This window comes from Sphingomonas sp. 2SG (genome assembly GCF_005503285.1).
GTDB lineage: Bacteria > Pseudomonadota > Alphaproteobacteria > Sphingomonadales > Sphingomonadaceae > Sphingomonas > Sphingomonas taxi.
The window spans coordinates 1-11,383 of sequence record NZ_SCMZ01000077.1 but is presented as its reverse complement, the minus strand read 5'-3'; the positions used below and the strand labels follow the sequence as shown (position 1 = coordinate 11,383).

The 11,383-nt window shown below is 68.4% G+C and carries 10 protein-coding genes; 7 read left to right on the top strand and 3 right to left on the bottom strand.

Annotated elements, in window-relative coordinates; translation table 11 throughout:
* The first annotated feature begins 243 nt into the window (after positions 1–243).
* From FFS23_RS19015 to FFS23_RS18990, 6 genes are all read left to right on the top strand, one after another.
* A complete protein-coding gene (locus FFS23_RS19015; RefSeq protein WP_171009552.1) occupies positions 244–813 on the top strand; it encodes a F0F1 ATP synthase subunit delta in 570 nt (189 codons plus the stop codon).
* A gap of 6 nt (positions 814–819) precedes the next feature.
* The gene (gene atpA / locus FFS23_RS19010; RefSeq protein WP_137899834.1) at positions 820–2,349 is read left to right on the top strand and encodes a F0F1 ATP synthase subunit alpha; all 1,530 of its coding nucleotides are present in this window, start codon (positions 820–822) and stop codon (positions 2,347–2,349) included.
* 97 nt (positions 2,350–2,446) lie between these two features.
* A complete protein-coding gene (locus FFS23_RS19005) occupies positions 2,447–3,331 on the top strand; it encodes a F0F1 ATP synthase subunit gamma (RefSeq protein WP_137899833.1) in 885 nt (294 codons plus the stop codon).
* Positions 3,332–3,356: 25 nt separating this feature from the next.
* A complete protein-coding gene (gene atpD, locus FFS23_RS19000; RefSeq protein ID WP_038662646.1) occupies positions 3,357–4,838 on the top strand; it encodes a F0F1 ATP synthase subunit beta in 1,482 nt (493 codons plus the stop codon).
* Positions 4,839–4,873: 35 nt separating this feature from the next.
* On the top strand, positions 4,874–5,122 hold the full coding sequence (locus FFS23_RS18995; RefSeq protein ID WP_137899832.1) for a hypothetical protein: 249 nt from the start codon (positions 4,874–4,876) through the stop codon (positions 5,120–5,122).
* 105 nt (positions 5,123–5,227) lie between these two features.
* A complete protein-coding gene (locus FFS23_RS18990; protein WP_037535488.1) occupies positions 5,228–5,479 on the top strand; it encodes an ATP synthase F1 subunit epsilon in 252 nt (83 codons plus the stop codon).
* Between the two features lie 178 nt (positions 5,480–5,657).
* Here the strand turns inward: FFS23_RS18990 and FFS23_RS18985 are convergent, their stop codons facing one another.
* The 3 genes from FFS23_RS18985 to FFS23_RS18975 are packed head-to-tail and all read right to left on the bottom strand — an operon-like array spanning position 5,658 to position 10,349.
* The gene (locus FFS23_RS18985; RefSeq protein WP_137899831.1) at positions 5,658–6,644 is read right to left on the bottom strand and encodes a glycosylasparaginase; all 987 of its coding nucleotides are present in this window, start codon (positions 6,642–6,644) and stop codon (positions 5,658–5,660) included.
* Positions 6,645–6,678: 34 nt separating this feature from the next.
* Positions 6,679–8,850 carry a primosomal protein N' gene (locus FFS23_RS18980; RefSeq protein ID WP_137899830.1) on the bottom strand — a complete coding sequence of 724 codons (2,172 nt, stop codon included), beginning with the start codon at positions 8,848–8,850 and terminating at the stop codon, positions 6,679–6,681.
* Positions 8,851–8,891: 41 nt separating this feature from the next.
* The gene (locus FFS23_RS18975; protein WP_137899829.1) at positions 8,892–10,349 is read right to left on the bottom strand and encodes a diguanylate cyclase domain-containing protein; all 1,458 of its coding nucleotides are present in this window, start codon (positions 10,347–10,349) and stop codon (positions 8,892–8,894) included.
* A gap of 76 nt (positions 10,350–10,425) precedes the next feature.
* On the opposite strand from FFS23_RS18975, the gene FFS23_RS18970 reads away from it, so the two are divergent.
* Positions 10,426–11,322 carry a tyrosine recombinase XerC gene (locus tag FFS23_RS18970; protein WP_137899828.1) on the top strand — a complete coding sequence of 299 codons (897 nt, stop codon included), beginning with the start codon at positions 10,426–10,428 and terminating at the stop codon, positions 11,320–11,322.
* Positions 11,323–11,383: the final 61 nt, after the last annotated feature.

The window sequence follows — 11,383 nt, the reverse complement described above, 5'->3', positions numbered from 1 at the left end:
GTGGAGGGGGAGGTAAGGGCGGGAGCCTCCATCCTAACCTCCCCCTCCGTCAGCGCTGCGCGCCGCCACCTCCCCCTTGCGGGGGAGGAATTGCCGCGCTCAAACCCCCGCCGGCACACCACTTTGCGCGCTCGATACTTGCACTGACCGCCCCCTCATGCTAGCCGCCCGCCACCCATAGCAGGCGTGCATCGCGCGCCCTCTTCCCCATGGGCCAACATTCGGCACGAGGACTTCAGCTCCGTGGAGACATCCATCGGCACTTCTGGCGGCGGTATTCAGGCGAGCCTGGGTGGGCGTTACGCGATCGCCCTGTTCGATCTCGCGCGCGACGCCAGGACGATCGACACCGTCGAATCCAGCCTCGCCACGGTGCGCGACGCGTTGAACGAAAGCGCCGATTTCCGTGAGCTCACCGTCAGCCCGCTGGTCGCCCGCGGCGCCGCGGTGAAGGCGGTGCTCGCCACCGCCGATGCGCTCGGCATCGACGCCACGACGAAGAATTTCCTCGGCGTCCTCGCCGAGAACCGCCGCCTCGGCCAGCTGCCCGCGATCATCCGCGCCTTCCGCCAGCTCGCCGCGCGCCACCGTGGCGAGATCGCTGCCGAGGTGACCAGCGCGCATCCGCTGAACGACGAGCAGGTCGTCGAGCTCAAGCAGCAGCTCCGCCAGCGCGTCGGCCGCGACGTTTCCGTCGACCTGTCGGTCGACCCCGATTTGCTCGGCGGCCTGGTCGTCCGCATCGGTTCACAGATGATCGATTCGTCGATCCGCACCCGTCTCAATACTCTCGCGCACGCGATGAAGGGCTAACTCACGATGGATATCCGCGCCGCAGAAATCTCCAAGGTCATCAAGGACCAGATCAGCAACTTCGGCACCGAAGCGCAGGTCACCGAAACCGGTCAGGTGCTGTCGGTCGGCGACGGCATCGCGCGCATCTACGGTCTCGACAACGTCCAGGCGGGCGAGATGGTCGAATTCGCCAACGGCGTGCAGGGCATGGCGCTCAACCTCGAGGCCGATAACGTCGGCGTCGTGATCTTCGGCTCGGACTCGGAGATCCGCGAGGGCGATATCGTCAAGCGCACCGGCACGATCGTCGACGTCCCCGTCGGCAAGGGCCTGCTCGGCCGCGTCGTCGATGGCCTCGGCAACCCGATCGACGGCAAGGGCCCGATCGTCGCCGAGAAGCGCAGCCGCGTCGAGGTCAAGGCACCGGGCATCATCCCGCGCCAGTCGGTCAGCGAGCCGATGCAGTCGGGCCTCAAGGCGATCGACGCGCTCGTTCCCGTCGGCCGCGGCCAGCGCGAGCTGATCATCGGCGATCGCCAGACCGGCAAGTCGGCGGTCGCGATCGACACCTTCATCAACCAGAAGACGGTCAACCAGTCGTCGGACGAGTCGAAGAAGCTGTATTGCGTCTATGTCGCGGTCGGCCAGAAGCGCTCGACCGTCGCGCAGCTCGTCAAGACGCTCGAAGAGAATGGCGCGATGGACTATTCCATCGTCGTCGCCGCGACCGCGTCGGAGCCCGCACCGCTCCAGTTCCTCGCGCCCTATACCGGCACCGCGATGGGCGAATATTTCCGTGACAACGGCATGCACGCGCTGATCGTGTTCGACGATCTGTCGAAGCAGGCGGTCGCCTATCGCCAGATGTCGTTGCTGCTGCGCCGTCCGCCGGGCCGCGAAGCCTATCCGGGCGACGTCTTTTATCTGCACAGCCGCCTGCTCGAGCGCGCCGCCAAGATGTCGGACGCCAATGGCGGCGGCTCGCTCACCGCGCTGCCGATCATCGAGACGCAGGCGGGCGACGTGTCGGCCTATATCCCGACCAACGTGATCTCGATCACCGACGGCCAGATCTTCCTCGAAACCGATTTGTTCTTCGCGGGCATCCGCCCGGCGATCAACGTCGGCCTGTCGGTCAGCCGCGTCGGCTCGGCCGCGCAGACCAAGGCGATGAAGAAGGTGTCGGGCTCGATCAAGCTCGAGCTCGCCCAGTATCGCGAGATGGCGGCGTTCGCGCAGTTCGGGTCTGACCTCGACGCCTCGACGCAGCGCCTGCTCAACCGCGGCGCGCGCCTCACCGAGCTGCTCAAGCAGGCGCAATTCTCGCCGATGCCCTTCGAGGAGCAGACCGCGTCGATCTTCGCCGGCACCAACGGCTATCTCGACAAGGTCGCGGTGACCGACGTCGTCCGCTACGAGCAGGCGATGTTGCAGGATCTGCGCGCCAACCACGCCGGCGTCCTCACCAAGATCCGCGAGACGCGCGATCTCGGCGACGAGGCCAAGTCGGGGCTGAAGGCCGCGCTCGACCAGTTTGCGAAGACCTTCGCGTAACATCCGGTGCTCCTGCGCAAGCCGGAGCCCAGAGCCCAGAGCGGCTCGCTTGGTAACCCTGGGCTCCTGCCTGCGCAGGAGCACATGAAGGACAACAATGGCGTCGTTGAAGGCCCTCAAGATCCGGATCAACTCGGTCAAATCGACCCAGAAGATCACCAAGGCGATGAAGATGGTCGCCGCCGCCAAGCTGCGCCGCGCGCAGGAGGCAGCGCAGGCCGGCCGTCCCTATGCGGAGCGGCTGGAGGCGGTCGTCTCCAGCCTGTCGCGCCAGCTCGCCGGCGGGGCGACCGTGTCGCCGCTGCTGTCGGGCACCGGCAAGGACCAGGTGCATCTGATCGTCGTCGCCACCTCGGAGCGCGGTCTGGCGGGTGCGTTCAACACCAACATCGTCCGCGCCGCGCGCCGCAAGGCGGAGGAGCTGGAGGCGCAGGGCAAGACCGTGCGCTTCTATCTCGCCGGCAAGAAGGGGCGGGTGCTCAGGCGCTTCTACCCGAACGCGATCCTCGCCGATCACGAGCTGGGCGGCCACAAGACGCTCGGCTTCCAGCAGGCCCGCGAAGTCGCCGACGACCTGCTCGCACGCTATGCCGCGGGCGAGTTCGACGTCGCGCATCTGTTCTACGCCAAATTCGTCTCGGCGCTGGTGCAGCTCCCCGTCGGTCGCCAGATCATCCCGGTCGCGGTCGACGAGACCAAGGCGGACGTGCCGGTCACCTCGGCGGGCGCCGTGGTGGAATATGAGCCCGACGAGGAGCAGATCCTCGCCGACCTGCTGCCGCGCAACGTCGCGATCCAGGTGTTCCGCGCGATGCTCGAAAACGCCGCATCCGAGCAGGGCAGCCGCATGAACGCGATGGACAATGCCACCCGCAACGCGGGCGACATGATCAATCGCCTGTCGATCCAGTATAACCGCACGCGTCAGGCCGCGATCACGACCGAGCTGGTCGAGATCATCTCCGGCGCCGAAGCGCTCTAACGAATCCGAAGCAGGAAGAACCGCCATGGCAACCGCCGCAGACGACATCCGCCCGACCCAGTCGACGGGCAGCAGCAACACCACCGGCACGATCGCCCAGGTCATCGGCGCCGTCGTCGACGTCCACTTCCCGGACAATCTGCCGGCGATCCTCTCGGCGCTCGAGACCGACAACAACGGCAACAAGCTGGTGCTCGAAGTCGCGCAGCATCTCGGCGAGAACACCGTCCGCACGATCGCGATGGACGCGACCGAGGGCCTGACCCGCGGCCAGACCGTCCGCGACACCGGCGCGCAGATCAGCGTCCCCGTCGGCCCGGCGACGCTCGGCCGCATCATGAACGTCATCGGCGAGCCGATCGACGAGCGCGGCCCGGTGCAGACCGACCTGCGCGCGCCGATCCATGCCGAGGCGCCGCTGTTCGTCGACCAGTCGACCGAGAACGCGATCCTCGTCACCGGCATCAAGGTCATCGACCTGCTCGCGCCCTACGCCAAGGGCGGCAAGATCGGCCTGTTCGGCGGCGCCGGCGTCGGCAAGACCGTGCTGATCCAGGAGCTGATCAACAACATCGCCAAGGGCCACGGCGGCACCTCGGTGTTCGCCGGCGTCGGCGAGCGCACCCGCGAGGGCAACGACCTCTATCACGAATTCCTCGACGCGGGCGTCATCGCCAAGGATGCCGAAGGCAATCCGACCAGCGAGGGTTCGAAGGTCGCACTGGTGTTCGGCCAGATGAACGAGCCGCCGGGCGCCCGCGCCCGCGTCGCCCTGTCGGGCCTGACCATCGCGGAATATTTCCGCGACCAGGAAGGGCAGGACGTGCTGTTCTTCGTCGACAACATTTTCCGCTTCACCCAGGCGGGCGCGGAAGTGTCGGCATTGCTCGGCCGCATCCCGTCGGCGGTGGGCTATCAGCCGACGCTGTCGACCGACATGGGCGCGCTGCAGGAGCGTATCACCTCGACCAACAAGGGTTCGATCACTTCGGTGCAGGCTGTCTACGTTCCCGCAGACGATCTCACCGACCCGGCGCCGGCGACCTCATTCGCCCACTTGGACGCGACGACCGTGCTCAACCGCGCGATCTCGGAACTCGGCATCTATCCGGCGGTCGATCCGCTCGATTCGACCAGCCGCGTGCTCGAACCGCGCGTCGTCGGTCAGGAGCATTACGACACCGCCCGCGCGGTCCAGTCGCTGCTCCAGCGTTACAAGTCGCTGCAGGACATCATCGCCATCCTCGGCATGGACGAATTGTCCGAAGAGGATAAGCTGACGGTGACGCGCGCGCGCAAGATCCAGAAGTTCCTCAGCCAGCCCTTCCACGTCGCCGAGGTCTTCACCGGCATCAGCGGCAAGTTCGTGCAGATCGAAGACACCGTCCGCTCGTTCAAGGCAGTCGTCGACGGCGAATACGACCATCTGCCCGAGGCGGCCTTCTACATGGTCGGCGGCATCGACGAGGTCGTCGCCAAGGCCGAGAAGCTCGCGCAGGAAGCGTAATCGACTTCGGCAGGAGGTTCGGTTAGGCTGGGTTCGTGAACGTCGATACGCTCTCGATCGCCCGGGACCTGAAGGCCACCGAACTTCCCGCCGCGCAGGCGGAAGCGATCGCTTCTGCCATCGGTCGGGCGGTGACGGACGGGGTTGCGACCAAGTCCGATATCCAGCTCATGGAAGAACGGCTCAGCGCGCGACTGGAAAGCGCGAAGACGCAGTTGCTGACCTGGCTGATGGGCGTCATCGTTGCCACGGCTGGCATTCTGATCGCGGTGTTGAAGCTGTGATCGATCCATTCCGCGCGCGCGGAAATTGGGTGATCGCCCAGTTTGTCGCCGCCATGTACATCATTGCCTGCATCACGGGCATCGCGCTCAGGACCTTGCGATAACATGCTCCATTTCGAACTCGTCACGCCTGAGAAGCTCGTCCGTTCCGAGGACGTCTATATGGTCGTCGTCCCCGGCACCGAGGGTGACTTCGGCGTGCTCGAAGGCCATGCACCGCTGATGTCGACGGTGCGCGACGGCGCGCTGTCGGTCTATCGCACCGAGGGCGGCCAGCCCGAGACGATCGCGATTCAGGGCGGTTTCGCCGAGGTCAACGCCAAGGGCCTGACCGTGCTGGCCGAACGCGCCGCCTGATACGCGAGCAGGCTGCAAGGGCGACCGTCTCCCCGAGTGCTCCGTCACCCCGGACTTGTTCCGGGGTCCACCGGGCCGCAAGGGAATGGTGTCACCTCCAGCCTTTCTCCTGGCCGCGAAGTGGACCCCGGAACGAGTCCGGGGTGACGAGTAGGTGTCGCGACCACCCGCACTTTTTTCATGCCGCGAACAGCGACGGCCCCTTCTTTACCACCGTCACGCCTGCCGCATCGGTCACCGCATAGGTGAACCCCGGCAGCAGGCAGAAGGCGCCGACCTCGCCCTTTGGCGACAGCGCGAGAAAACCGACCTGCGTCCCCTTGATCGCATCGCCGCGCAGCGTCGCGATATGGCGGACCACCTCCTCGCACGCCGCCTGCGGCGACAGGCCGGCGCGCATCGACGCGACCACGCGGGCGCTGCCCGACACCCGCGTCACTTCCTCGCCCAGCCCGGTCGAGGTCGCCGCGCCGACGCCCGCCTCGACGTAGAGGCCCGCGCCGACCTGCGGCGAATCGCCGACCCGGCCGCGCATCTTGAACGCCATGCCGGAGGTCGTGCACGCCCCCGCCATCCGCCCGTCCGCAGTCCGCGCGAGCAGGCCGATCGTGTCATGGTCGAGCGCGCCGCCACGGGGCCGGCGGTTCTCGATGTTCGCTTCCGGTCTGTATTGCGAGGTCTTCAGCCAGTCGCGCCATGCCTTCTCCGCTTCGGGGGTGAGCAGATTGACCTTGGGAAAGCCCTGGTCGCGGGCGAAGCGCGTCGCGCCCTCGCCGACGATGAACGTATGCGGCGTCTTCTCCATCACCCGCCGCGCCACCGAGATGGCGTGGACCGTATCCTCCAGCGCCGCCACCGCGCCGACGCCACCGCGGTCGTCCATAATGACTGCGTCGAGCGTGACATGGCCGTCGCGATCGGGATAGCCGCTATAGCCGACCGAATGGTTGTTCGGATCCGCTTCCGGCACCATGCCACCGGCCTCGACCGCGTCGATCAGCGTGCCGCCCGCCTTGATCCGCGCGAAGGCGGCGTCATTGGCCGCCGCGCCGAAATCCCAGGTCGAGACGATCATCGCGCCGCCGCCGGGCTGCGCCGCTCCGGCCAGTGATGCCACGCCCGCAGTCGCCGCCGCCCCGCCGAGAAATCCGCGCCGTGTCGTCATTCGCCACACCCCCTGTTGGACCTGAATTGGTCCGCTAAAGGAAGTTATACGGATCGACGTCCACCGTCACGCGTGCTTTTGCCGGCCAGTCGAGTGCGCCCAGCCAATCGCGGATCACGTCCTGCACGTCGAGCGCACGGCGGGCATGGACGAGCAGCCGATAGCGGTGGCGGCCGCGCAGCATCGCCAGCGGCGCGGGGGCAGGGCCGTAGACCGCCATGCCGTCGACCTGTGGCGCGGAGCGCGCCACCAGCCGCGCGATCTCGTTGGCGCAGGCCTGTTCTTCCGACGAGACGACGATCGCCGCATAGCGACCGAATGGCGGCGCACCGGCGTCGCGTCGCGCCTCGGTCTCCGCCTCGTAGAAGGCGTCGGCGTCGCCGGTGACCAGCGCCTGCATAACCTGCGCCTTCGGGCTGTGCGTCTGGATGAACACGTGCCCCGGCTTGGCGCCACGCCCGGCGCGTCCCGACACCTGCCGGATCTGCTGGAAGGTGCGCTCGGCAGCCCGAAGGTCGCCGCCCTCCAGTCCGAGGTCGGCATCGACGACTCCGACCAGCGTGAGATTGGGAAAGTGATAGCCCTTGGTCACCAATTGCGTGCCGACGACGATGTCGATGTCGCCCGCCTCCATCCGCCCGACGAACTCCGCCGCCTTGGCCGGCGACCAGATCGTGTCGGAGGTGACGACCGCGGTCTTCGCCTCGGGGAACAGCGCGGTGACCTCGTCGGCGATCCGCTCGACGCCGGGACCGCAGGCGACGAGGCTGTCCTCCTCCTTGCACTCCGGGCAGGCGCGGGGAGTCGGCAGGACATGGCCGCAATGATGGCAGGCGAGCCGCCGCGTCAGCCGGTGCTCGACCATCCAGGCGGTGCAATTGGGGCATTGGAAGCGATGCCCGCAGGTCCGGCACAGCGTCAGCGGCGCATAGCCGCGGCGGTTGAGGAAGAGGAGCGACTGTTCGCCCTTGGCCAGCGTCTCCTCCAGCGCGGTGACGAGCTTGGGCGCGAGCCAGCGGCCGCGTTCGGGCGGCTGCTGGATCAGGTCGATCGCCTCGATCGTCGGCATCTCCGCGGCGCCGTAGCGGCCGGGCAGCTTGAGTTCGGCATAGCGGCCGAGCGCGACCTGCTGCCGCGTCTCGATCGCCGGCGTGGCGCTGGCGAGGATCACCGGACAGCCTTCGAACTTGCCGCGCATCACCGCGACGTCGCGGGCGTGATAATGGACGCCCTCTTCCTGCTTGAAGCTGGTCTCATGCGCCTCGTCGACGACGATCAGCCCGAGGTTGCGATAGGGCAGGAACAGCGCCGAGCGCGCGCCGACCGTCACCAGCGCCTCGCCGGTCGCGATCGCCCGCCACGCGCGGCGGCGCTGCGTCGAACGCAGCCCGGAATGCCACGCCACCGGCTCGCAGCCGAACCGGTCGTGGAAACGCTTGAGAAACGGCTCGGTCAGCGCGATCTCGGGGAGCAGGACGAGGCATTGCCGGCCCTGCCGGATCGCCTCGGCGACCGCCTCGAAATAGACCTCGGTCTTGCCCGAGCCGGTGACGCCGTCGAGCAAGGTCGGGCGGAATTCATGTGCGGCGACCCCCTCGACCAAAGTGGCTGCCGCCGCCTGCTGTTCGCCGGCAAGCTGCGGCGGGCCGAAGGCGGGGTCGGGATGCGGATAGGGGCTGTCGATCGCCACCTCGACCGCCTCGATCGCGCCCGCCTTGACGAGGCCGCGGATCACCGCGTCGGAAACGTCGGCGGCGGTCGCCAGCTCGCGGATCAGCCCCTGCCGGTCGCCGATCCGCTCCAGCGCCTGTTCGCGCTGCGGGGTGAGGCGCGGCGGGACGATGCCGGTGGCGCGATATTCGGTGGCGGTGCGCGATCCCTCCAGCGCGGAGGTGGAGGCGAGCGTCATCCGCACCACCGCGGCGGGCGGCGCGAGATAATAATCTGCGGTCCACTCTACCAGCCGGCGCAGCGGCGCGGCGAGCGGCGGGACGTCGACCGTACCGAGCAGCGGCCGCAGCCGGTTGTCGCCGACCTCTGCATCCGAGGGCAGCCGCTCGGGTTCCCAGACGACGCCGAGCAGCTGACGCGGCCCCAAGGGCGCGATGACGACCGAGCCCGGCTCGACCGCCATGCCCGCCGGCACGCGATAATCGAGCGGACCGAGCGCGGAGTTGAGGACGAGGACGCGGGCACGCGAGGACATGACGCGCCCCATATGGGGGCTCGGCGACTCGTCGGAAAGCGTTAAGCGGCCTTGCGGACGTTCGCGCGCTGCGTCTGGCCGACGCGGGCGCGTTTCGCGGCATAGAGGACGACGTCCGCGCGGCGGGCGAAATCGCGCAGCGAATGGCAATCGGCGTCGAACGTCGCGAGCCCGACCGAACCGGCGCTCGTCATCGTGATGCCACCGCTCTCGACCGGGATGTGCAATGCCGCCTCGAGCCGATCACGTAGCCGGTCGGGGTCGGCGATCATCACCGGATCGGTGATCACCACCGCGAATTCGTCGCCGCCGATCCGCGCGGTGAAGCAATTGCGCAGCCACGGCTCGGTCAGCGCCGCACCGGTCAACCGCAGCACGTCGTCGCCGACGCCGTGGCCCAGCGCATCGTTGATGTCCTTGAACCCGTCGAGGTCGATCAGCGCCAGCATCAGCGGCGATCCGTCTATCCGCGCCCGCCGCATCGCGTGATCCAGCTCGCGGTCGAACGCCGCGCGATTGGGAATACCGGTCAGCGCGTCGGTATCCGCGGAATGGCGCAGCCGCGTTTCCAGCTCGTGCTGTCCGGTGATGTCCTGAAACACGCCGACCAGCGCCTGGACGATGCCGTCGGACGCCTCGACCTCGGCGGCGGCACGCACCCGGCGGCGGCGGCCGTCGGCGGTGATCAGATCGGTGTCGAATTCGAACGGCTCGCCGGTCTCCAGCGCCTGGCGGATCGTATCGGCGACCATCATCCGGGCGTGCGGCGGATAGAAATCGAGCGCGCCGTCGAGCGGCGGCACCACACCGACCGGCAGGCCGTGGATGCGGAACACGTTCTCCGACCATTCGAGCGCCGCATCGGCGACCGACATGCGCCACGATCCGATCATCGCGATCCGCTCGGCCTGGCGGAAGATGCGCTCCTTGCGCTCGAGCCGGCGGACCAGCTCCTCGCCGGTGGTGGCGATGCGGATCGCCTCGATCGCGGTCCGCCGTGCCGCGATGAGCGCCTCCGCGAGGCTGGCGAGGTGCTCCAAGGCGGCATGGCCGGCGGCGTTGAGCGAGCGCGGACTGGTGTCGAGGACGCAGAGCGTGCCGATCGGCTGACGGACGCCGGCGCCGTCGGCGACATGGATCGCGGTCCCGGCATAGAAGCGAATGCCGGCATCGGTGACCAGCGGGAAGCTGTCGAAGCGCGCATCCTGCGTGAGATCGTCGACGATCAGCGGCCGATCCTGGCGGATCGTGCGATCGCAGAAGGCGACGTCGCGATCGAGCTCCCGCTCGCCGGGCACCGTGCTCGCCTTGATCCACAGCCGTTTTTGGTCGATCAGCGTCAGCAGCGCGATCGGGCAGCCGAGCAGCTCCGCCGCCAGCGCGACGAGCGCATCGAACTCCTTCTCGGGTTCGCTGTCGAGCAGCGCCAGCGCATGCAGCGCGGCGAGTCGGCCGGCTTCGTCATAGGATGGATGGGACGACGACTGATGATCATTCATGGCCACTATGATGTTGTCTCAAAAGGGTTAAAATGTTCTTCTTGAGCTACCCTGCGGGTGCCGTGGCGGGGTCGCGATGAGCGCATCCGGGCCTCCCTTGTCGGTCCGCTGGGCGGCGCATCTCGCCCGCGACCGGCGGCGGTCGGCGCATACCGTCCGCGCCTATCAGGCGACCGCCGAGCGGCTCACCGCCTTTCTTCAGGCGCATTGGGGCGCACGTGCCGATGCGGCGGCACTGGCGCAGGTGACGGCGGCGGACCTGCGCGCCTTCCTTGCCGCGCGCCGCGCGGAAGGGCTGGGCAATGCCTCCGCCGCGCGCGAGCTTTCGGCGGTGCGCGGCTTCCTCGCCTTTGCGGTGCCGGACGGCGTGGTGCCGCGGTTGCGTGGACCGCGGGTGAAGGTCGGGGTGCCGCGGCCGGTGTCGCCCGACGAGGCGCTGGCGCTCGCCGGTGCGGTGGCCGATGCGGCGGTCGAGCCATGGATCGGCGCGCGCGACTGGGCGGTGCTGCTGCTGCTCTACGGTGCCGGGCTGCGTATCGGCGAGGCGATCGCGCTGCCGGCGGCGGTGCTGCCGCTCGGCGAGACGCTGGCGGTGACCGGCAAGCGCGACAAGACGCGGATCGTCCCCTTGCTGCCGCAGGTCCGCGAAGCGATCGGGACCTATGTGGCGCAGCAGCCATGGGTGCTCGATCCGCAGGCGCCCTTGTTCCGCGGCGCCAAGGGCGGGCCGCTGTCGCCCGGCATGGTCCGCAAGGCGGTGCAGCGGGCACGGGGCCAGCTCGGGCTTGGCGAGCGGACGACCCCGCATGCGCTGCGACACAGTTTCGCGACGCATCTGCTCGGCCGGGGCGCGGACCTGCGCGCGTTGCAGGAACTGCTGGGTCATGCCAGCCTGAGCTCGACCCAGGTCTATACCGCGGTGGACGCGGCGCATCTGCTCGACGTCTACCGCAACGCCCACCCGCATGGCTGAGGATAAATCCTCCCCCGCCAGGGGGAGGGGGACCGCCACGCGTTAGCGTGGTGGTGGAGGG